At 53.3% G+C, this 22,548-nt stretch carries 23 protein-coding genes; 7 read left to right on the plus strand and 16 right to left on the minus strand.

Features of this window, described 5'->3' with window-relative positions:
• Positions 1–2: 2 nt before the first annotated feature.
• From W02_RS08990 to cutA, 3 genes are all read right to left on the minus strand, one after another.
• Positions 3–1,685, minus strand: coding sequence for a formate--tetrahydrofolate ligase (locus W02_RS08990; protein ID WP_173046893.1), 1,683 nt, complete (start codon positions 1,683–1,685; stop codon positions 3–5).
• Positions 1,686–1,828: 143 nt separating this feature from the next.
• Positions 1,829–2,860: a M23 family metallopeptidase gene (locus W02_RS08995; protein ID WP_173046895.1), complete on the minus strand. Its 1,032-nt coding sequence runs from the start codon at positions 2,858–2,860 to the stop codon at positions 1,829–1,831.
• A gap of 94 nt (positions 2,861–2,954) precedes the next feature.
• Entirely contained in the window at positions 2,955–3,302 is a 348-nt protein-coding gene (gene cutA / locus W02_RS22120; protein WP_173046897.1) for a divalent-cation tolerance protein CutA, read from the minus strand.
• 310 nt (positions 3,303–3,612) lie between these two features.
• On the opposite strand from cutA, the gene W02_RS09005 reads away from it, so the two are divergent.
• On the plus strand, positions 3,613–3,933 hold the full coding sequence (locus W02_RS09005) for a rhodanese-like domain-containing protein (RefSeq protein ID WP_173046899.1): 321 nt from the start codon (positions 3,613–3,615) through the stop codon (positions 3,931–3,933).
• A 37-nt stretch (positions 3,934–3,970) separates the two neighbouring features.
• On the opposite strand, the gene W02_RS09010 is transcribed toward W02_RS09005, so the two are convergent.
• The 9 genes from W02_RS09010 to W02_RS09050 form a co-directional block, all read right to left on the minus strand.
• Positions 3,971–4,897, minus strand: coding sequence for an NAD-dependent epimerase/dehydratase family protein (locus tag W02_RS09010; protein ID WP_173046901.1), 927 nt, complete (start codon positions 4,895–4,897; stop codon positions 3,971–3,973).
• Complete coding sequence (locus W02_RS09015) at positions 4,894–5,700, minus strand: TlyA family RNA methyltransferase (protein ID WP_173046903.1); 807 nt, start codon at positions 5,698–5,700, stop codon at positions 4,894–4,896. Before W02_RS09015 ends, W02_RS09010 begins: the two co-directional genes overlap by 4 nt.
• A gap of 38 nt (positions 5,701–5,738) precedes the next feature.
• Positions 5,739–5,993: an exodeoxyribonuclease VII small subunit gene (gene xseB / locus W02_RS09020; RefSeq protein WP_173046905.1), complete on the minus strand. Its 255-nt coding sequence runs from the start codon at positions 5,991–5,993 to the stop codon at positions 5,739–5,741.
• A 49-nt stretch (positions 5,994–6,042) separates the two neighbouring features.
• Positions 6,043–7,434, minus strand: a complete 1,392-nt coding sequence (gene xseA / locus W02_RS09025) for an exodeoxyribonuclease VII large subunit (RefSeq protein WP_173046907.1) — start codon at positions 7,432–7,434, stop codon at positions 6,043–6,045.
• A gap of 3 nt (positions 7,435–7,437) precedes the next feature.
• Positions 7,438–8,217 (minus strand): TIGR00282 family metallophosphoesterase, encoded by a 780-nt coding sequence (locus W02_RS09030; RefSeq protein ID WP_173046909.1) that lies wholly within the window; start codon positions 8,215–8,217, stop codon positions 7,438–7,440.
• Positions 8,214–9,782, minus strand: coding sequence for a ribonuclease Y (rny, locus tag W02_RS09035; RefSeq protein WP_173046911.1), 1,569 nt, complete (start codon positions 9,780–9,782; stop codon positions 8,214–8,216). The genes W02_RS09030 and rny overlap by 4 nt, the downstream gene beginning before the upstream one ends.
• A gap of 576 nt (positions 9,783–10,358) precedes the next feature.
• Positions 10,359–10,655 carry a cell division protein ZapA gene (locus tag W02_RS09040; protein ID WP_173046913.1) on the minus strand — a complete coding sequence of 99 codons (297 nt, stop codon included), beginning with the start codon at positions 10,653–10,655 and terminating at the stop codon, positions 10,359–10,361.
• A complete protein-coding gene (gene zapB / locus W02_RS09045) occupies positions 10,648–10,902 on the minus strand; it encodes a cell division protein ZapB (protein WP_173046915.1) in 255 nt (84 codons plus the stop codon). The genes W02_RS09040 and zapB overlap by 8 nt, the downstream gene beginning before the upstream one ends.
• A 74-nt stretch (positions 10,903–10,976) precedes the next feature.
• Positions 10,977–13,232, minus strand: a complete 2,256-nt coding sequence (locus W02_RS09050; protein WP_173046917.1) for a transglycosylase SLT domain-containing protein — start codon at positions 13,230–13,232, stop codon at positions 10,977–10,979.
• A gap of 76 nt (positions 13,233–13,308) precedes the next feature.
• Between W02_RS09050 and rlmN the strand changes: the two genes are divergently transcribed.
• Genes rlmN through larE form a run of 4 tightly spaced genes read left to right on the plus strand, consistent with a single transcriptional unit; the run spans position 13,309 to position 18,058 of the window.
• Positions 13,309–14,454, plus strand: a complete 1,146-nt coding sequence (rlmN, locus tag W02_RS09055) for a 23S rRNA (adenine(2503)-C(2))-methyltransferase RlmN (RefSeq protein WP_173046919.1) — start codon at positions 13,309–13,311, stop codon at positions 14,452–14,454.
• 31 nt (positions 14,455–14,485) lie between these two features.
• Positions 14,486–15,865 (plus strand): pitrilysin family protein, encoded by a 1,380-nt coding sequence (locus W02_RS09060; protein WP_232068697.1) that lies wholly within the window; start codon positions 14,486–14,488, stop codon positions 15,863–15,865.
• A complete protein-coding gene (locus W02_RS09065) occupies positions 15,865–17,223 on the plus strand; it encodes a pitrilysin family protein (RefSeq protein ID WP_173046921.1) in 1,359 nt (452 codons plus the stop codon). Before W02_RS09060 ends, W02_RS09065 begins: the two co-directional genes overlap by 1 nt.
• Positions 17,224–17,242: 19 nt before the next feature.
• Positions 17,243–18,058: an ATP-dependent sacrificial sulfur transferase LarE gene (gene larE / locus W02_RS09070; protein ID WP_232068698.1), complete on the plus strand. Its 816-nt coding sequence runs from the start codon at positions 17,243–17,245 to the stop codon at positions 18,056–18,058.
• Positions 18,059–18,075: 17 nt separating this feature from the next.
• Here larE and atpF read toward each other — a convergent pair whose 3' ends face one another.
• The 4 genes from atpF to W02_RS09090 form a co-directional block, all read right to left on the minus strand.
• Positions 18,076–18,582 (minus strand): F0F1 ATP synthase subunit B, encoded by a 507-nt coding sequence (gene atpF, locus W02_RS09075; RefSeq protein ID WP_173046923.1) that lies wholly within the window; start codon positions 18,580–18,582, stop codon positions 18,076–18,078.
• A 90-nt stretch (positions 18,583–18,672) separates the two neighbouring features.
• Positions 18,673–18,903 (minus strand): ATP synthase F0 subunit C, encoded by a 231-nt coding sequence (gene atpE, locus W02_RS09080; protein WP_173046925.1) that lies wholly within the window; start codon positions 18,901–18,903, stop codon positions 18,673–18,675.
• 73 nt (positions 18,904–18,976) lie between these two features.
• Complete coding sequence (locus tag W02_RS09085) at positions 18,977–19,726, minus strand: F0F1 ATP synthase subunit A (protein ID WP_173046927.1); 750 nt, start codon at positions 19,724–19,726, stop codon at positions 18,977–18,979.
• Between the two features lie 21 nt (positions 19,727–19,747).
• Entirely contained in the window at positions 19,748–19,969 is a 222-nt protein-coding gene (locus tag W02_RS09090) for an AtpZ/AtpI family protein (RefSeq protein ID WP_173046929.1), read from the minus strand.
• Positions 19,970–20,169: 200 nt separating this feature from the next.
• Between W02_RS09090 and W02_RS09095 the strand changes: the two genes are divergently transcribed.
• Positions 20,170–21,642 carry an anthranilate synthase component I family protein gene (locus W02_RS09095; RefSeq protein ID WP_173046931.1) on the plus strand — a complete coding sequence of 491 codons (1,473 nt, stop codon included), beginning with the start codon at positions 20,170–20,172 and terminating at the stop codon, positions 21,640–21,642.
• Positions 21,627–22,496 (plus strand): aminotransferase class IV, encoded by an 870-nt coding sequence (locus W02_RS09100; RefSeq protein WP_173046933.1) that lies wholly within the window; start codon positions 21,627–21,629, stop codon positions 22,494–22,496. The genes W02_RS09095 and W02_RS09100 overlap by 16 nt, the downstream gene beginning before the upstream one ends.
• The last annotated feature ends 52 nt before the right edge of the window (positions 22,497–22,548 follow it).

Genomic DNA, 22,548 nt, shown 5'->3' on the forward strand with positions numbered 1-22,548 from the left:
CCCTAGAAAAGCCCCACGACTTGTCCGGTCAGAGGATCGCAATCGATCCTTTCTCCTGCCGGTCTCTTCGGCAATCCCGGCATCAACTGCATGCCTGAACACACGGCCGTTAGGAAGCCTGCTCCCGCGAGGAGTCGAACCTCCGTAACCGGCAGGGTAAAGTTCTTCGGGCGTCCCTTCAACATGGGATCGTGTGACAGCGATAAGGCGGTTTTAGCCATACACACGGGAAGCTGAGCATATCCCATCTCCTCAGCCATGGAGATTTGATGCTCCACGTTGGCCTCATAGGAGACAGCAGCGGCGCCGTACATGCGCATGGCAATCGTTTCGATTTTCTTCTTGATCGGCCAGGATTGATCGTAAAGATGTGTAAACTCTGCCTGCTGGTCAGCCGCCCGAACAATTGCATGGGCCAATTCTTCAGATCCCCGACCACCTTCGGCATAATGGGTGGAGATCGCTGCCTCTTTTGCGCCAACCTTCAGCGACTCCCTGCACACCCATTCCAGTTCATCCACCGGGTCATCCTTGAAGGCGTTCAGGGCTACGACGACCGGAACGCCATGAGCACGCACATTCTCAATGTGCTGGATGAGATTACAGAATCCTTTCTCGAGGGCTTGACGATTTGGACCCGTGAGGGAATCCGGAAGTGCGCTTCCTGCTTTAGCTGGTCCACCGCCTCCGTGCAGCTTGAGCGCACGCAGCGTGGCCACGACGACAACTGCGGCCGGTTTAAGCCCTGAAATCCGGCACTTAATATTAAAGAACTTCTCTGCACCCAAGTCACTCCCGAAACCGGCTTCAGTCACAACATACTCTGCGCAACGCAACGCCAGAAAATCTGAAACGATCGAGCAATTCCCATGAGCAATGTTTCCAAACGGTCCGGTATGGACAAAAGCGGGTGTACCTTCAGTGGTCTGGACCAAGTTGGGCAACAAGGCATCCTTGAGTAGGACGCTCATGGAACCCGCACAGCCCAACTCTTCGGCTCGAACGGGCCGACGAGGTGACGCGAATCCCACTACAATTTCGGCGAGCCTTTTTCTGAGATCGGCGTGATGAGCGGACAATGCCAGAACGGCCATGACTTCTGAAGCTTCCGTAATCACAAATTGTGAGTTACGTCTTCCTGGTCCGTCGCCCAGAACGATGCCTCTCAAGGCACGATCACTTATGCTTCCAACACGCGGCCATGTGATAGACGCCGGGTCAATACCCAAGGCATTTCCATGAAATATATGATTGTCTACAAATGCCGACAATAAGTTGTGGCTCGCCGCCACAGCATGAGCATCGCCGGTCAGATGCAGGTTAATTTCGTCCATTGGAACTATCTGTGAACGTCCTCCTCCGGTACCTCCCCCTTTAATTCCGAAAACTGGGCCGAGAGACGGCTGTCGAAGTGTGACGACGGCTCGATGCCCGAGGCGGCACAAGCCCATTGTCAGGCCAATGGACGTCGTGGTTTTGCCCTCTCCCAAGGGGGTTGGATTAATCGCCGTCACTAAGATGTATTTGCCCTGCGAATTGCCCTCCAGTCTCCTGAAGGCGCTTGGTAAGACCTTTGCTTTATATTTTCCGTAGCAATCAAGGTCTTCTTTCGATAAACCGATTTGTGCAGCGACGTCTTGAATGTGAAGAGGCTGATCTACCCTAAGGACTTCTGATCCTGTCATGGTCTAATACTCGGACAAGTCTCTAATACTGTTTATGCCAATGCATGTGGGCTCAATTGCTTATCAACAAACAAAACGCGCAACGGATCTGACGAGATCGATCCCTTGCGCGTCTTACAACCGCCAGAAGCTTTGACTTTGAGTCAGTCTAAAATATATTTGGTCGGATCGTACGCCTGACCATTTACCTTGACCATATAGTGGAGATGGGGACCGGTTGCCAATCCGCTGCTTCCGACCAAACCTACGACATCTCCACGTTTGACACGCTGTCCCTCTTTAACAAGCGATTTGGCCATATGGCCATACAGAGTTTCAATGCCAAAGCCATGATCCAATTTAACGACATTGCCGAGTTTTGAATCGAATCCGACTGTAGTCACACGACCTTGGGCAGGTGCATGCACGGGAGCATTAGCCGCAGCTCCGATATCAAGACCATCATGCCAAGCCGGCTTCTCAGTAAATGGAGATACTCTCGGTCCGAATCCTGAGGTAACCCACCCTTTAACAGGCCAGATCGAAGGAGTTGCCGCCCATCTGGATGATTTTTGTTCCGCGGCAACCGAAAGCTCGTTCAATGATTGTTCTTCCAGTGCAGCCTCTTTACTCAGCCATTTGAGACCGGCTTTCACTTCAAGGACTAACTCCTCTTCACTCAGATCAGTCATGCCCATTGCGCTTGGCTGCCGCTGTTGCCCCGACGCAAGCATTCCTTCAGCCGATCCCATTGCCATAGACACGTCGGTTGTGATGGTTTTACCTGGAGGAACAGCGCTACCTTCTGGCAATGGGGTTTCCTCACCGCCGCGTCCGTTCACCAGGTCGCCTGTCTTAGGAGCGTCAATTCCCAACATCACGCGCAGTCTCTGATTCACCTCTTTCATGCTGCCCAGTCGTTTCTTGAGATCATCTATAGCCGTGGAAAATGCTACAGTCTGTTCTCTCGCACTCATGGCTTCCGTCTTGAAAGCTGACAACTCCCATACTTCGCCTGTGCGGATGACGTAATGAGAGATAACCAGTATGTCAGCAACGAGAAAAATTGCACATACTATCAATAGCTTACGCACAAACTTGCGAGGAAAGCTAAAGCGAAGCGGTTTAGCGGTAGAACCGCGAAATATCACGACTGTGTATGAATCGTTGTTCTCTGCGCCGGACGACTGTGCCATTGGTTATTCTCCCTCGGACCCCACGTATAGCTGGCACTCTCTTGGCGAGTTTACCCGCGTGGTCCGGTTCGGTCAACCCCAATTGTCATTCTAATTATTTGTGACCATCAACTAATTGTACTTCTTGGCTGACCCACTCCAAATAGTTGGGGCTTCCTTGAAATAGGCTAATCGCAATGATCTCCGGATTGTCATAAGGGTGAATATCGAGTAAGAATCTCTCCAACTGACTATATTGCTTATCGGTTGTCTTAAATAGAACTAGAACCTCGTGCTCTTCAACGATCTTCCTTTTCCAGCGATAAATGGAACGGACCCGATCTACGATGTTGGCGCAAGCGGCCAACCTCCTGTCGATCACTGCCCTCGCGATTCTTGAGGCTCCTGGCTTGTTCGGGCAGCTAACAATAATAAGGAGAATTTTGGGCGTTTGGCGTTTCATCTTTTATTAGGTTCAGCGATCAAAAACACAGGAATGGTTACGCTCGCATGAATTGTGATAAGCTATTGAAATACAACAACATTGCCAATATATTCAAACCCATTGCCCAGAATTCTTTTCACTTGCGCGAGATGCATTTGCAGGCAAATGACACCCCCATGCATCGGCTTAGCTAATTGACCTCGTAAATCCATCAATCCCCTATTTCTTGTCTTGTTTTTTAAATTCATCATGAGTTTAAAGACGCCACCCGGCCTCGTTGACACCTTCACAACGGCTAACCTATGATAATTACGAAGAGAGGGTCATTATGAGTTTTGTAATCACACCCAAAGAATTGAAAATGCGTCTAGACAATGGCGATGAGTTTTTTTTACTAGACGTACGCGAGCAATGGGAATTTGACTTGGCCAAGCTTGACGGGTCCTCACTCATCCCTCTAGCCACTCTTCCTCATTCGCTCTCAAAACTTGATCGTGGCAAAGAAATCGTTGCTATATGCCATCATGGGATGCGGAGTGCAGATGCGACGAATTTTTTACTGCAGCAGGGTTTCCCGAATGTCAAAAACCTAGTGGGGGGAATCGACGCTTGGTCAGCACAGGTCGATAACAAGGTGCCAAGGTATTAGCCCACACGATCAGGCCTTGTTCAAGCATGTCCGGGTGTTAACCCATTCGTTCTCTAAAATATTCCACGGTTCGTTTAAGTCCATCTGTTAGACTCATCCTCGGCTCCCACGCCATTTCATGCCGCAATTTTCCCGAGTCAATCACACTCCTTGCCTGCTCTCCTTTTTTTGCAGGTCCATGGACTTCCTTACAAGTCGAACCGGTATGCTGAACCAATATTCTGAAGAGATCGTTAACAGAGGTCTCCATTCCAGTACCTACATTGTAGGTTCCTTCGGAATCTTGACTACCCATCACAGCCAAATTCGCTTCAACAACATCCTCGACAAATATGAAGTCTCGGGTCTGACGTCCGTTACCATTAATGACAGCTTGTTCATTATTCAGTAATTTCTGAATAAAGATAGCCACGACCCCCGCCTCTCCTTCCGGATCTTGTCGCGGGCCATAGACATTGGCATATCGTAAATTGACAACTTGCAATCCCCCCACACGCTGGAAGTACGACAGATACTGTTCGCCGCAGAGTTTACTCAGCCCATAAGGCGATAGAGGCTTGGTAGGATGTGTCTCAGGGGCAGGATAAAGATCTTGATCCCCATAGATCGCACCTCCGGAGGAAGAAAATACGACCTTTCGCGCTCCATGCTTCACTGCCTGTTGCATGATGTTCAATGTGCCAAGGATATTGACCTGAGCGTCAAACATCGGATCTTCAACAGATTTTCTCACATCCATCTGAGCAGCCAGATGCATGACAATGTTGGGGCGCTCATTTCGAAAGACCCGCTCAACACGCCAACTCTGAATGTCGGATTTGTAAAATCGTGCTGCGCGATTGATATTCCTACGTTTTCCGGTTGACAAATTGTCGATGATGACGACGGCATGTCCCTCCTGCACCAGTCGATCAACCACGTGTGATCCGATAAAACCAGCACCGCCTGTGACGAGAACCTTCATGCCTCCCCCTTAGTGCGTGACGAAGCGGATAGATCCTTCTCAAGGCTTATCCTACTCCGATAATCGAACGCTACAAGAATTTCTCGATTTCCTTTTCTTCCTTTCAGCGGCGACTCACACCGATTGCTGAACGACAGCCCCAGCTTCTTTGCGCTTTCAACCACCGCTCGGACTGCGCGCTCACGCTGAGCATCATCGCGGACAATCCCTCCGGCACCGACATTGCCCTTTCCAACTTCGAATTGAGGTTTGACCAATGCAATCACCTTGGCTTCGTCGGCCAATAAGCCGACTACACTCGGAAGAACGAGCGCGAGCGAGATAAACGAGACATCTAGGACGGCGAGCCCGATTCTCTCAGATATCGTCGATCGATCGACGTATCGAATGTTCGTTCGCTCCAATAGAATGACGCGAGTATCTTGACGCAACCGCCAATGGATTTGGCCATAACCGACATCAACGGCATAAATGCGCTTTGCACCTCGTTGCAAGAGGCAGTCCGTGAATCCCCCCGTTGAACAGCCGACATCGAGACACACGGAATCGGAAGGATTGATCAGGAAGTCGCTCAATGCGGCCGCGAGCTTCTCTCCGGCGCGACTGACATAAGGCGGCGGCAGCGCGACATTGATCCGTGCGTCATGTGCAACAAGTTTGGCAGGCTTGTCAACCACCGTGCCGTCCACCGACACATCGCCCGCCAGGATTGCTCTTACCGCCGATTCGCGGCTTTCGGCCAAACCGTGGATGACGACTAAGCGGTCTAATCGCTCTTTTTGAGCTCGGAGAGGAGGAACCATGAGGTCAGCGTGGGATCAGAGAATCGATGACCAACACACTATTCGGCCGGCTGATTGTCTTCACCATCGACATCGTCGGGAGATACTGCCTGCAGTCTTTTTTTCCCGTTTTGTTCCTGCACCAGGACTTCAACTTTGTGCTCCGCATCCTCAAGAATTTTCAAACAATTTTTCGACAGCCGGATGCCCTCCTCAAAAATTTTCAGAGACTCATCCAGTGGAAGATCTCCCTTTTCTAGCTCTCCGACGATGGTTTCTAATCGTGCCATCGCTTGTTCAAACTTCACGCCCATTGCCGTCCTTTCTCTTCAAAAAACACGTGTCATCCCTCAGCATTATCCCTCACCTCACGACCGAATTCAAACCGGCAGTCTGGCACACTTCGTCAATTGTGCACCTCAAGTGTCCGTCAGCCAAGTGGGCTTCGATCTGATCACCGGCTTGCACATGGCGAATGTTTTTGATCAGCTGCCGGGAGGGAACCAAACGGAGCAGGCTATAGCCCCGGCCGATCACCGAAAGAGGGCTGAGATGGTGGAGCTGCGAAGCACGGGCATGAACGGATTGCCTTTTTTGGTCCAACATCACCCGCATCTGGCGCTCCAGCCTCTTTACGCATTGTGGCAATGTCGACAATCCTCTTTTGACCATCAGGATTGGACCACGACTTCTTAACTCCTGCTGGGATTGCATCACATCTCGCAGGCGGACCGATACGCCGGCCCTCATCACGTCGTGCAAATTCATCGTCAAGAGATCAAGACGCTGCGCCTGTTCTTGCACGAGGTATCGTCCGAGCCACAACCCTCGTTGGCTCCCTTCCAATCGGCGTCGCTCCACTCGACAATGCTGATTCACACAGTGAGTCATTCGCGTTCTCAAATCGCGCACTCTTGCCATGACCTCTGTACGCACGGGGACGATGGACTCTGCGGCAGCCGATGGAGTCGGCGCACGATAATCTGCCGCAAAATCTGACAGCGTCACGTCTATTTCGTGGCCAATGGCCGAGACGACAGGGATGCGCGATCCTGCGATGGCGCGGACCACGATTTCCTCGTTAAATGCCCACAAGTCCTCCAGACTGCCGCCACCTCGTCCCACAATCAGGACCTCTGGAGTCTCCAATTCGTTCAGTGCTTGAATCGCCTCGACGATACATGTGGCTGCGGCGGCGCCCTGGACAGGAACAGGAGCAATCACGATGTGGATCGACGACCATCGCCTACGCAGCACCGCTAGAATATCTTTGATCGCAGCACCTGACAGCGATGTCACCACACCAACGGTCTTGGGGAATACCGGCAGCGGCTTTTTCTTCCTGTGATCGAAGAGACCTTCAGCGGCAAGTCGCGCCTTCAGTTGCTCGAAGGCTACCTGAAGAGCCCCAATTCCCCTCGGCTCGACCGCATCAATCACGAGTTGATACTCACCACGCTGTTCGTAGACAGTCAGTCGTCCCCTCACGACGATATGCATCCCCTCCGCCAGCGAGAACCGCAACCGTGCGGCATCGGACTTAAACAGCACGGCCCGAATTTGACTGGCTGCATCCTTCAAGGTGAAGTAGAGATGACCTGAGTTGGGCACTCGGAGATTTGAGACCTCACCTTCCAACCAAATATCCCGGAAGGAGGACTCGACCGACGCTCGGATCAATCGAGTCAGTTCGGAGACGGTCAGTATCGGGGCGGTGTAACCGGGGAGTGCGGGTTGAAGTGCTGAAGCAGGCATTCGTCAGTCGAGGATACGAATACGTTCAATCGAAAGAGCCTTGCCGATACGCGCATCGACGTCGAGCAATACAGCGCTGAATACTGTAGGTCCAGATGCAACTTCAAATCGTCTAGGCATTCCTGTGAGAAACTTCTCAATGGCGAGGTCTTTTTTTATCCCGATGACACCATGCAACGGCCCCGTCATACCGATATCCGTCAAATACGCCGTGCCCCTTGGAAGGATTTGCTCATCGGCAGTTTGCACGTGCGTATGGGTCCCGACTACCGCAGTGGCCTCGCCATCCAGATAGTGGCCCATCGCCATTTTTTCTGAAGTCGCCTCGGCATGCATGTCGACAATGACAGCAGAAACCCGTTTCCTCATCCTGGCCAATTCTCTCTTTGCTACTTGAAACGGGCAATCGAGCGCGGGCATGTACGCTCGCCCCATGAGCTGCAACACCCCCAGTTCCTCACCTGCCGCTGTTTGTATGACGACACTCCCGTGACCCGGAACACCCTCAGGATAGTTCGCCGGGCGCAACAGTCTTCGTTCTCGCGGGAAATAGTCGAGGATCTCTTTCTTGTCCCACGCGTGATTTCCCGTGGTAATCGCAGCCAGTCCCATCCCGAATAACTCTTCGGCCAGTTCTGGAGTGATTCCAAATCCTCCGGCGACATTCTCACCATTGCCGATGACCACGTCGATCCGGTGCTTCGCGACGAGCCGGGGAACCATGCGAGCGACCGCTCGTCTGCCGGGTTCGCCCATGATGTCACCGATACACAGTACTTTCATTTTGCGTACTCGATGTACCGACTTTCCCGAATCACTGTCACTTTGATCTGTCCTGGATAGGTCAGTTCCTGTTCAATTTTTTTCGCGAGGTCGCGAGACAACTGGAACGATTCCGTATCGGACATATCTTCCTGCCGCACGATCACGCGGATCTCGCGCCCAGCTTGAATGGCATAGGCTTTCTGAACCCCTTTTTGAGCATGAGCGAGCGATTCCAGCTTTTCCAGTCTCTTCACATAGGATTCAAGCGCCTCGCGTCTCGCGCCGGGCCGCGCAGCCGATAACGCCTCAGCCGCGGCAACCAGCACGGATTCCGGACAAATAGGCTCCACCTGCTCATGATGAGCGGCGATCGCATTCACGATTTTTTCACTTTCCCCCCATTTCTTGGCAATGTCGGCTCCGAGCATGGCGTGAGGGCCTTCCTCTTCATGGCTCACGGCCTTGCCGATGTCGTGCAGGAGAGCGCCGCGTCTCGCTAACTTGACGTCCAAGCCCAATTCCGAGGCCATGATCCCACAAATATAGGCGGCTTCCCGTGCGTGATACAAATTGTTCTGGCCATAACTGGTCCGGTATTTCAACCTCCCGAGCACTTTGATCAGCTCGGGATGAAAATCGGACAGGCCCAATTCAAAAATGATTTTTTCGGCTTCTTCGTACATCAGCTTGTCGATGTCGACTTTCACCTTGTCGACGATTTCCTCGATCCTTGTGGGATGTATTCGACCGTCGTGCATCAGACGCTCAAGCGATACCTTTGCAATCTCTCTGCGTAGAGGATCGAATCCGGATATAATGACCGCCTCCGGCGTTTCATCGATGATCAGATCTATGCCAGTAGCCGCTTCGATCGCCCGAATATTTCGACCCTCCCGTCCGATGATGCGTCCCTTCATTGCATCATTAGGAATCGGCACGACGGAGATGGTCGACTCCGACACATAGTCACGGACGACCCTCTGGATGGAACTCGTAATGATCTCCCGCGCCTCGCGTTCGGCATTTTCCCTCGCTTCTTCTAATGTTCGCTTTGCAATACCTGCCGCATCGAGTCTAGCCTGGCTTTCCATTTCCTGCAGAAGATGCTTCTTGGCCTCTTCGGCAGTCATGCCTGCAACACGTTCCAATGCTTCCCGATGTTCTCTCTCAGCTTGGATACAAGCCGCTTCTTTGGCGGTGAGCTTTTCTTCCCGCTTCGCGCACTCGTGATCCCGCTTCTGAAACTCACTGTCTCGTTTATCGAGCGCGCTGATCCGCTTATCGATCGATTCTTCTCTCTGAACTAAGCGCTTCTCGGACACAGACATTTCGGCCAGCTTGGCCTTCTGTTCCTTTTCCAGTTCTGCCTTCGACTGAAATATCAAGTCCTTCGCTTCCAGCTTGGCTTCTTTAAGAATATTTTCAGCTTCCCGCTGCGCATTTTGAACCGCCTGCCGGGCCTGTTCTTCCTCCTTCACTCTTCTGTTGGCTTGCGACATACGCCGAACAGCTTCATAGATCCCTATCCCCAAGAGGGCTGCGACAATTCCGACAAGCACGAGCGTGACAAATGAGGTAGTCATGTGGACCAGTCCCTTTCACAACGGGACCAAGAAGCACATCTCTTCTCAGATCCCGATCTCAGCAGTACCGTATGATGTGACGACGGAAAATACAGCAGGGAACGCGGCGGAGAGAGGATGGTCGAACTAGGAACCGATCATTGCATACGAGGATGGGGCTGAATACGTGGTCGGATTGTCGACGCGGGCCGATAGTCCGTCTCGTCATGGGGACTCCCCCTAAGATGCCGCCTCAGATGGCGACGTTCAATGGCAGAGCTCTTGATGACCGCCACAGTTTGCCGACTGGGCATAAGTACCCTGTGGCCCAGCGTGATGGATGCCATGAAGTCTTGCACTTGTGAAAAATTGAACCTGAGGATCGAACTGACCAGAAAGACGAGGCGTTCAAAGCACGCTTGCACGCGAATCGGACCCAGCATCGCTACGACCTTCCACATCGCTTCTCGTAAGAACTCATCTCCAAGATCGGTATCACTTCCGAAAAGACCAGCACTTTCCCTACCGCTGTAACATCTACTTACTTGTAACCCCGCGTATTATGCTAACAAAATGCTGATATCGCTTGCAAGCGCATTAGCGAAACAGCGATGTTGAAACCTGTTCCTCGATCGATTCCATGATCGACGTCATTCGACGTTCGACATCGGCCTCCCCCTGGGCTCGCTTCTTTTCCGCCTCAAAAAGCTGATGCGCCAAGTTGAGCGCGGCTAGAACCGCCAGCTTAGAGGGCGTCGCTGTGCTCATTCCAGCAGCAACATGACGCATTTGCCCGTCCACAAACCCAGCTAATCTGCGGACATACGCTTCTTCGGCCTCTCCACGAATCGCATATCGCTGGCCGTAGATCTCGACTTCCGTCGTTCTAGTCAATGGCCACCTCCTTGCGTTCTTCAAAGCACTCCAACAGCTCGATCTCTCCCAGCACTTTTTCAATTCTCGTCTTAATATCGATCCGCTCCCGCTCCCAACGTCGATTCGAATCGTTCTGATCGGCAAATCGCTGGCGCATCGTCTTGAGATCTTCCTCCAATGCGACATTCTTCTTTTTCAATTCATGAATAAGCTTCACTAAATCCTTAACGCGCGACTCCAATGCATCCAGACGATCCAAAGCCATAAGTAACTCCTACAATAGCCCTACAAATTGTGGTGCACTATAGAAACTTGTCTAGATCTTGTCAAGAAATGAGGTCAGGAAGTACTGCCAAGCCTCATGTATTCCCGATAGCTTCGCAACACGCGCTTTACGTACTGTCTCGTTTCCTGGTACGGGATCAATTCCACGAACTCATCCTGGCTTTGTCCGCGATATTGATTGATCCAGGTGGTCACGACAGGAGGACCGGCATTATAGGCCGCAATCGTGTACACGAGATTTCCCGAATATTGATCTAGCAGTTGCTCAACGTATCGAACACCGATGCGAATGTTCGTATCCTGATCGAAGAGATCCTCTCGACCGACCGCTGGAAGTCCCAGGCGCTGAGCCATCGTATTGGCGGTCGCGGGCATGACCTGCATGAGTCCGATCGCTCCTACCCTTGATACCGCCTTGAGATCGTACTGACTTTCTTCACGTATGATCGCCGCAATCAAATACGGGTCTACACCCTTTGCGCCTTGAAGTTTAATCGTTGGAAGAAGACCAGTGGGGTAGGCAGCCTGCCATACCGATGTGGAGAAGGTACCTCCCGTCCGTTCGAGTTTGTCCCGAAATTGGGATCGTGCCAGACGAAGCGCATAATTGTAGGCTCCGACTTCATTCAGCATCGTGGATAATGTCATGACGAGAGCCGGGTCTCGGCCATAACGATCCGTAAGGACGGCAACTTCTCGGGCAGCTTCCGCATCTAAACCCAACGTCTTAAGCTCGAGAGCACGCCGGTAGGCGTGGTCTCGAGCAATCTGAGACCGCAGTGACAATTGGGAGAACTCACCATCAGGCGCAAGCACTCCATTAGAGGGAATGGCACCCGATGTTCCATCGAATGAAATTGCGGTTCGTTCACGGGCAAGCTGGCAATAGTAGGTGTACACGAACCGTTGGCATATCTCCCTATAATATTCGTCGGGAGTGGACAGCCGCCCCTGTTCTACAGCTCGCGCCGTCCAATAGAGCGCCTGGGGTTCGAAGTCGCTGTCGTACTTTTCGACCAGAGTACGCAACACTTCGACGGCCTCACGATATCGGCCCATCCGATAATAGACCCACCCTGCTCGCCATTGGCCTTCTGCCCGTTGAGAGGCCGGTTCGCCGGATTTTGCCACCTGACGGTAGCGCGCGATTGCGTCATCGAATAGCTTTTGATCCTCCAACCAAATGCCTGCGAAAAGCACAATTTGCCCCTTTTGCTCCGGCGACAGAGCTGAGGTTTGTGCTGATCGCGCCACTTCCAGCAGTTTCTCTCCTTCTCCTCGGCGAAGGTACACTCTCGCTAACCATACCGCAGCCTCCTGAGCCTCTCCTCCTCCGGTTTTCACGACGCCCGAGAATGTCTCTCTGGCATGGTCGTATTGCTTGAGTCGCACCTGGGCAACCCCGAGCTTCAGCCTGGCCTCACTTCTACGAGGAGAATTCGGGTCGCTGCTCAAGAAGTGCCGGAACTCGTCGATGGCTTCCTGATGGTAGGCCTGCGCAAAAAAGCCCTGTGCTCTCGCAAGCCGGTCGGCCGGAGCTGGCGCCCACGGTTCGCCCCCTAAGTTTGATGCAAGCAATCCTGCAGCCTCTTTCGCCTCAGGGCTGGAAGGATAGCGTACCCACAACTGCCTCAGAACCTCGCGGCCTTCGGCGACTCGGTCTTCACGAAGCCGACATGCTGCCCGACGAAACAACGCCTGGGGAGCGTTTGTGTCCTTTTCATTCAGCGCAAGAGCTTTCGCGAACCATTCCTCTGCATGCATGCAGTCTGATGATTGATACCAGGCTTCACCTGCACGGTAGGCGGCCTTCGCCGAAAGGTTGGTGTCGGGAGCGGCGACGGGAATGCTCTCGAACATGTTCGCGGCCATGCTGGCATCACCAATGTTCAAGGAGGCTTCACCGATCCATAGTCGGATGTAGTCATCCAGCACCGGAAAATCGCGTTGGGCTCCGCGTAGATATTGAATAGCCACCGGAGGATTACGTTGAATCAGAAGGACTCCGGACAGCAGACCGCCTCGCTTCGCCCATGTCGTAGAAGGGAATTTCTCCATCAGGAGACGCAGCCGTTCAAGCTGCAGTGATGAGACTTGGTCTTTCACCATCACATTTCTCAGCCGTTCCTTCGGCAACGCTCCGGCTTGGAAGCACACCTCCGCCGCGTCACACGAATCAGAATCCGAGATTTGAGAAGGAGAATCAGCCGACGAATATGTTGAGGCGGTCAACCCGACCGAGATGAGAACCATGAGACCCGTTGAAACGAGCACGGGCATCGAGCGGTACCGATTTTTGCCTACAGCCATCCCTTTGCATCCCCTCGACTATGTATTTAATCATATATAACAGCGTCGTCGGAGTCTTGCCAGCCGACATCCATTCATGAATGGTCGGCTCCTTGTTCCCATTTTTTACGCTGTGTTAGGCTACCGGATGCCCAGAGTCGCCTCGTCTCCCAATCAGATCAATTTACTGTCATTGACCGAAGACGGTCTCGCCAGCCTCGTCAAAGACCTGAACTGGCCGGCGTACCGTTCCATTCAAATTCTTCGATGGCTCTATCAGCGGCGCGTTCGATCCGTCGATGAGATGACCAATTTAAGCGTGGAGGACCGGAAGCGACTCGCTGCCCGGGCTGTCATTGGGCGCCCCGACCATTGCAGAATCCTCCGTGCCTCTGATGGCACCGCCAAACTACTTGTCGCACTCAACGATGGGTTGACCGTGGAAACAGTGCTGATCCCCGACGACGAACGGCTGACATTGTGCGTTTCGACTCAGGTCGGATGTACGCTGGACTGCAACTTCTGTCTCACGGGAACCATGGGATTGCGACGTAATCTGAAGGCCTACGAAATCGTTGAACAGGTCCTGACCGCTCAAGACCATCTGCGGAAAGACGAGCGCATTACCAACCTCGTGTTCATGGGCATGGGGGAGCCGCTCGCGAACGTGAACGAACTATCTGATGCCGTCCGACGCCTGACGAATAAAACATGGGGGCTTACTTGGTCAGCCCGGAGGATCACGGTGTCCACTGCCGGTTTGGCTTCGCGTATGAGGGATATCGCACCGTTGGGAGTCAACCTCGCCATCTCTCTCAACGCGACTACGGAAGCCCAACGTGACTCGTTGATGCCGGGGGCACAACGCATCTCGTCGCTAAAAGCTCTCCTGGCGGCCTGTCGGCGATATCCGCTGCCTCCGGGTCGGCGCCTCACCTTTGAATATGTCTTACTGGCAGGCGTCAACGACCAGGAAAACGATGCACGCAGGCTCGCGCAACTGTTGCGGGGCATGACATGCAAAGTCAACCTCATCCCCTTCAATGAGTTTCAGAGCAGTCCCTACCGTCGCCCGTCCGATGTCTCGGTACTGGCCTTTCAATCGATCATCCGTCGGGCCGGGATTGATGCATTCATTCGGAAAAGCCGGGGTCGAGAGGTGCTTGGTGCGTGCGGTCAGCTCGGCACGTTACCCGCTTCGGTAGCTGAAGGAGCCTTGACACAAATTGAATCGCATTGTTAGCATGCATCGTCTTGGGTCCTTCCGATTGAAGATGACCAGCCTGCTCCGCCGCTCAGCCTTATCGCTTTTGCTTGCCTCGCTTAGTTTACCGTTCGACATGACGTCTGTTTCTGCCGCTTCGGACACTCGCGAATTCTTACTGTCAAATGGGATGAAGGTTCTGATCAGTGAGGTGCCGAAAGCGCCCGTAGCCACGGTACAGGTCTGGTATAAGGTCGGCTCCCGCAATGAAGTGATGGGGCGAGCCGGTCTTTCCCATATGTTGGAACATATGATGTTCAAGGGGACCGCTAAATATCCAAAAGGAGCATTCTCACGATTGATCCGTAAAAGCGGAGGGATGGACAACGCCTTCACCAGTCAGGACTTCACGGCATATTTTGAGAATCTCGCAGCTGATCGGGTGGAACTGGCTCTAGAAATGGAAGCCGATCGCATGCAAGGACTCATTCTTGATTTGGAAGAGCTGAAAACGGAGCGGGAGGTCGTCAAGGAAGAGCGCCGCCTGCGAACTGAAGATGATCCTCAGGGTGCGCTTGTCGAAGCATTGTTTGCGCAAGCATACATGAGCCACCCTTACCACTGGCCGGTGATCGGTTGGTTTGGAGACCTCGACGCCATGACGCTCGATGACCTCCAGCGGCATTACGATACGTATTATTCTCCGAACAATGCGACGTTGGTCATCGTCGGTGACGTGAATGCGGATGGATTAATATCAACGATTCGGCAGTTGTTTGAACCCATTCCTCGAGGACCCGAACCCAAACCAGTGGCGACCATGGAGGGGGACCAAAAGGGAGAGCGACGCTTCTACCTGAAACGAGATGCGCAGGTCCCGTTCGTCATGATGGGGTATCGGGTCCCCAATTATACCAGTGAAGATTCCTACGCGCTGGATGTGCTGGAATCCATCCTGTCGCGCGGCAAGAGTTCTCGTCTGTACCAAAGCCTCGTGTACGAGCAGAGCGTGTCGCTTGCGGTCGGCGCTGAGTATGGTTTGATGCAAACCGATCCTGGGCTGTTCTATTTCTATGCGCTTGTGCGGCCTGGTGTGGGCGTTGAAACCGTTGAAGAGGCCCTCCAAAAAGAAATCAAGCGGATCCAAACAGATCCTCCTACCGAGCAGGAGCTGCAACGGGCTAAAAATCAGGTCGAAGCCGCCCGTGTCTTCGAGCAAGATTCGAATTTCAGGCATGCCATGTTGTTAGGTCAGGCTGAAGCGGTTGGCGCCGGATGGCGCAAAGTCGAACAGTTTTTGGAACGAATTCGCGCCGTCACTCCCAAAGACGTCCAACGGGTTGCGGTGCAGTATCTGACCGATGACGCCCGAACGGTCGGAACGCTCATCCCCGTACCGCCCAAACAGCCGGAGATGACGTCGACATCCGGACCGCAAGGGAAACCGTGATGCGTATCAGGAGATCGGCGTTTTTCCATGCATTCATCACCCCGTTGGCGGCAACCGCACTCACACTCGCGATCATGTTGTGCGACGCCGCCGCGGCCGAAATCGCCCCCGTCAAATTCGCGACGCCCAATGGCATGACCGTCGTCATCCTGGAACAGCACTATGTGCCAATCGTTGAAGTTCATGCCCTGATTAAGGCCGGGTCTTCGCATGACCTCCCGGAACGCGCCGGACTGGCGAATCTCGTCGCCAGTCTGCTCGATGAAGGCACGACCACTCGCACCTCGAAACAGCTTGCCGAACAAATCGACTTCGTCGGCGGAGCTCTGGAAGTGAAAGCCGGCGAGGATTTTACGACCGCATCCGCTCGTGTACTCAAAAAAGACGTGGACTTGGCTTTCACGCTGCTTGCGGACATCTTGCAGCATCCCGTGTTCAACAAACAGGACTTCGAGCGGATCCGAGGCCAAGTCCTCGGCGAAATGGCAAGCGATAACGATGATCCCGGTCACGTCGCGATGAAGGCGTTCAACCAACTCGTGTTCCATGGTCATCCCTACCGATGGCCCCTGAATGGGACTGAAGAGACGGTCGGCAAGATCACTCCGGCCGATGTGGCTGCTTTCTATTCAAAAGAGTATGTCCCAGGCCAGGTCATCCTTACCGTGGTTGGCGATGTGACCGCCGAACAGATCACCGGCTTGACACAAACACATTTTGGGTCTTGGAAGAAGGCTGCTCTGCCGGTGCGGACGAATAAAAAGGCGGCTCCGCTGGAAAAGAAAACCGTGCAGCTCATCGAGAAAGACCTCATGCAATCGAGCATTGTACTCGGGCACGGAGGAATCAGTCGGACGAATCCCGACTTCTATGCCGTCACGGTCATGAACTACATCTTGGGAAGCGGCGGATTTTCCTCCAGGCTGATGGACTCCATCAGGGACAAGCAAGGTCTGGCATACGGCATCATGAGTCATTTCGATGCGCGATATATGCCCGGATCATTTTGGATTAGTTTGCAAACGCGAAGTGAGGCGACTAATCAGGCCATCAACGGAGTATTGGCTGAAGTCAAAGCCATCCGGGAATCTCCGGTATCCGATCAGGAACTTGCCGATGCCAAATCCTTTCTCATGGGAAGCTTCCCCCTACGCCTCGATTCAACCGCCAAGCTCGCCCAGGTGTTGGCCCAAGTGGAATTTTACGGCTTGGGATTCGAATACTTTTCGCAATATCCGAAATGGATCGAACGCGTGACGAAGGATGACGTCCAGCGAGTGGCTAAACAGTACCTAGATCCCCACCGATATGCGATGGTGGTGGTTGGTAATCTCACGAAGGCTAAGATCAAACATTAGCAGATCATCCGGAATTCCGATGTCAATGCCCAGGCAAGCTTCCACGGACCAACTGACGCGCTTGCGGAATGTATTTGCCGACATGCGGTCGGTGCTCGTCGCGTATTCCGGGGGCATCGACAGCACATTGGTGTTGAAGATGGCCCAGGATGTGTTGGGAGACCGTGCGCTAGGCGTGACGGCTGTCTCGCCGACGCTCCCAGGCGAGGAACTGGAAACCGCGATCCGGGTTGCAAGAGAAATCGGAGTTCGGCATGAAATCGTGCGAACGGATCAATTATTGATTCCTGATTTTGTCAAGAACGACGCCAGCCGTTGCTTCCATTGCAAATCCGATCTCTATCAGCTGTTGGACAGGTTGCGAACGGAACGGAACGTTGAGTGGGTGGCTGACGGAACAAATCTCGACGATATGGGCGACGACCGGCCCGGCATCACCGCTGCGAGTGCCTATCATGTCCGAAGCCCGCTTCTCGAAGCATCCTGTACGAAATCGGATGTTCGGACGATGGCCGAGCGGCTGGGGATTTCTACCTGGGCGAAACCGGCAGCAGCCTGTTTGTCCTCCCGCATTCCTCGGGGCATGCCGATTACAATAGAAAAATTGCGACGGGTTGAGTTCGCTGAGTCTTTCCTGCACGGAGAAGGCTTGCGACACATCCGCGTTCGCGATCACGGAGACATCGCCAGAATCGAAGCCCCATCTGAGGACTTCGAAAAATTGGCGACGGCTGCCAACCGGGAACGAATCAGCAGACAGCTGAGAGAGTTCGGGTTCCGGTTTGTCTGCGTAGACCTGGAAGGATACAGACCCGGGGGAACCAGTCTAGGATAACGTCGCTAGTCGACAACTCAGCGAGCTGGCGACTTTGCGAGGGCATCGAGGGCTTCATCAGCCAATCTGCGGTGATCGGCATCAGTCAAACTTCGTTGAACAACTTTTTCGGCCACCATCAATGCCAATTCGGTCGTCTGTGACCGAATCTCCTGAACGGCCTTTCTACGCTCCTGATCGATTTCTCTGGTGGCGTCCCCCTTGATCCGCTCAGCTTCAGAGGTCAACCGCTGCTCATTCTCCTCCAACAGGCGTTGAGCCCGCTCCTTTGCCGCCGCGAGAAGACCTTCAGCTTCCTTTGAGGCCGCATTGAGCTTGGCCTCGTATTCCTTGAGTCGTCCCTCGGCCTCGAACCGATGCCGTTCGGCCTGATCCAAACTGTCCTTGATTTTCCGCTCTCGCTCTTCCAGGACCGCAAGAATGCCTGGGAAGGCGTACTTGTAGAGCACGAAAAGGAGGATCGCAAAGGATACGACCTCCCAAAAAATGAGCGAGGAGAAAAAGTGTGATTCAAACTGCGGCATAGCAACCTCTCAAGCCAGGGACCCTCAGCCAGTATCTACGAAACGCCTCGCGCAGCGACCAGATTCTATCCAACCACTCCGCGGCCAGTACTACTTGCGAAGTCCCATGATGATAAACGCGATCACGAGGCCGTAAAGCGCAATGGCTTCGACCAGCGCAAATCCGATCCACATGTACTTGCCAATGCGACCTTCGGCTTCCGGCTGCCGTGCGACCGCTTCAATCATCTTGCCGAAAATATATCCGATCCCGACTCCGGCGCCAGCGAACCCGGCGGCGGCCAATCCCATTCCCAATAATGCTGCGGCTGCTGAATCCATCGTATCTCCTTCCTCTCGGTTATCAAAATGCTACCGGCACTGTTGAACAGTCCGTGGACATGAGAACAGGCCGTTAGTGCGCATGATCATCGTGGCCATGTAGGTGGAACGCGTCCCCCAGATAGACGCATGTCAGAACCGTAAAGATGTAGGCTTGGATGAAGGCGATACCAACTTCCAATCCGTTCATCGCGATCGTGAATGCAAACGGCAGCCAGCCAATCAGCAACCCACCGCTAATCGCCAGCCCGAACAAGACGCCGAGGATGACATGCCCGGCGGTCATATTGGCGAACAGCCGTACCGCAAGAGAAATCGGGCGGGCCAACTGGCTGATGAGTTCGATAGGAACCATCAGCGGCAACAGCCACGCCGGGGTCCCGGGCGGCACTAAAATGCCCAGAAACTTTGCGCCATGTATGAGAAATCCCATGATAAGGCTCAGTGCGTAGACCGCAATGGCAAACACCGCTGTGACAATAATCTGGCTTGTGACCGTATAAGACCCTGGAATCAAGCCGATGAGATTGCAGAATAGAATGAAGAGAAATAAGGTGGCCACTAGCGGGAAAAACCGCATCCCATCCTTGCCCATCGTGTCCAGGATAATTCCACGAATGAAATCGACAAGCATTTCAGCCAGGCTCTGTAATTTTCCCGGAACTAACTGCCTTGCCCCCCCGGCCTTGACCATCAGGAAGGCCACGAGTGCCACGACGACCCACATAATGATCACGGCCTTATTAATCGATATATCCAGGCCTGCGAAATTAATCGGGACAATGTTATGAAGTTCGAAGGGATGTAGGGGACTTTCTTCCATCTATTCTGTCCTCACGGTGTCTTAGGATTTTGGCCACTGCTGGGCAGATCGATAGGCGTTCCGTATCCCAGCGGCCGCCCCAAAAAATAACCCTGCTGCCATGCCCCAGGGACTCGACTCCAAGAGATAGGTATCGACGACCCATCCCAACCCCCCGCCCACTATCAGCGCAGCGATCAGTTCCGTTCCAATTCGAACGGCTTGCCCGAGTCCCGCATATATTGGATCCTGTGATGGAGGCATGATGTGCCTCGTTGATCCACGGAAGCGAGCACTCATTGAGCCGCGTTGAACAAGACTCTCCCAGTGGCGGGCGCGCAATTCAAACAGAATACCTCTGAATTTGTCAAGCCGAGTCTTATCACACGCTCACCGACAATGAGGGTATGAGGTATAGTAATTTCCTATTTTGCGTACTCGATGTTACTGGAGATAACTGCGTCATGGATTCCCTCTCTCAGCAGGCGTTTTTGCATGGTCCCCCAAGACCACTCATGCTCACCCTCGAAGGACGAACCGAAAGCCCGTTTGAACTCTACGGAAGGATTGCCTCCGAGCATCAACCATCATTCTTGCTGGAAACCGGTGCAGGCAGCAAAAATAAGAGCTGCTACTCATTTTTAGGAAGCCACCCCACTGCCATCACTTCAAGACTGGAAGATTTGAGATTGGCGACGGCAAATCCTCATCCGCAATCCTCCACCTGGGGAAAACCGTCTGGGATTGAACCTATTCCCAACCTTCCTCCGTTTTTTGGAGGAGCGGTCGGTTACATCAGCTACGACTTTGTCCGATGTCTGGAAGCCGTTCCCTCGATGGCTGCCGACGATCTTCAGATCCCCACCGTCCAATTTGGTTTATTCGAACTCGTCACAGCCGTCGACCACCTACACAATCGCATCCAGGTGATTTTTTGTCCGTCACTGGAGCGGTTCCATGGAGAGTCACGAGATCGATTGTATAGAGAAGGGGTCGAGAGAGTTCGAGCATGCGCCGCGACATTGACCGGACCAACCCGCGGAAGCATGGTTGCCTCAATGGAATCAATTCCCTTCGTCGCTGAACAGAAAAAAGAGGAATATCTTGACCGCGTACGACGTTGCCAGCGCTATATCGCGCAGGGAGATATTTACCAGGCCAACCTCTCACATCGGTTCTCATTTGAAATCCCTGCGGCTTATCAAACCGGCGCACAGCGGTTCCAATATGAGCAATCGCTCTTTCATCATCTGCGCACGATCAATCCCTCACCATTTTCGAGCCTCCTGCGCTTTGACAAGGTTTCTCTGATCTGTTGCTCCCCTGAGCGGCTGGTTCGGCTGCAGGGAGGTCGTGCCGAGACCAGACCGATCGCGGGAACACGTCCTCGTGGAGAAAATATTTCGGAGGATCGAGCTCTCGTCGAAGAACTGCTCACGAATGACAAAGAACGCGCCGAACACCTGATGCTGGTCGATCTCGAACGCAATGATCTCGGTCGTGTCTGCGAATTCGGCTCGGTGGTGGTGGATGAGTTTATGGCCGTCGAACAGTACTCTCACGTCAATCACATCGTTTCGAATGTCAGCGGCACCATCCGTCAGGATGTCACGCCGTTTGACGTGATCAACGCTACGTTTCCAGGAGGAACCATCACTGGCGTTCCAAAAGTGCGTTGTATGGAGATCATCGAGGAACTGGAACCAGTTCGGCGAGGACCCTATACGGGGTCGTTGGGGTACATTGGATGGAATGGCGATCTCGACTTGAATATCATCATACGAACCTTGGTGTTGACCGGCCACAAAGGCTATCTGCAGGTGGGCGCCGGGGTAGTGGCCGATTCCATTCCCGACCGGGAATACGAGGAAACTCTTCACAAAGCACAATCGTTTTTCACTTCGCTGGGGCGGGATGCACCATGTGGATCTACTTAAACGATCGATTCCTTCAGGAGCGCGACGCTCGCATTTCGGTCTTTGATCACGGCTTTCTATACGGCGACGGCGTCTATGAAACCCTGCGTTCATATGGCGATGCCATCTTCATGCGCGAGCATCACCTTGCCCGTCTTCGACGATCCGCGGATTCCATCGGCATCGCCGTTCCTGTATTGGATTGGCCCAATCTGCTGCATGAAGCGATGACCCTCAATGACGTGGGGAACGAACGGCACGACGCCTATATCCGCATTACCCTGTCCAGAGGGCCCGGAGACATTGGACTAGATCCGGCTCTCTGCCCCACCCCTACTCTCGTCATCATGAGCAAAGCCCTTGTCCGACCCTCCTTGAAGGCTTACGCAGACGGCATGAGTATCATCGTGGCTGCCACGAGACGCAACCTTTCGACTGCCTTGGATCCGCGAATCAAGGCCACGAATTTTCTGAATAATATCATGGCAAAACGTGAGGCAATCCTGGCCGGTGCATCCGATGCGGTGATGCTCAATGGGAATGCTCACCTGACGGAATGTACGGTCAGCAACATTTTCTTTGTCAAAGATGGCAAACTCTGCACGCCATCTCTGACCTGCGGCATTCTGGATGGGATTACACGAGAAATTGTCTTATCACTTGGTACGGAGGCCGGTATTCCAATTGAGGAAGGAATTTTCGACGCACAAATGCTGAGCCAAGCCGATGAATGTTTCTTGACGAATACTTCGATGGAAATCATGCCCGTCACGCAGGTAGACGGTAGACTTGTCGGCAGCGGACACCCGGGACCCCTTACTATCAAACTACAGCACCTTTTTGCCGCCAACCGTGGCCGGTTCACGGCTAAATAGTTAGATCCATTGGTCAAATCGTCCTTGCTCTTCGCGAGCTTAGGTCTATTCC

The sequence above is a fragment of the Nitrospira sp. KM1 genome (assembly GCF_011405515.1).
In the GTDB taxonomy this organism is placed as follows: domain Bacteria; phylum Nitrospirota; class Nitrospiria; order Nitrospirales; family Nitrospiraceae; genus Nitrospira_C.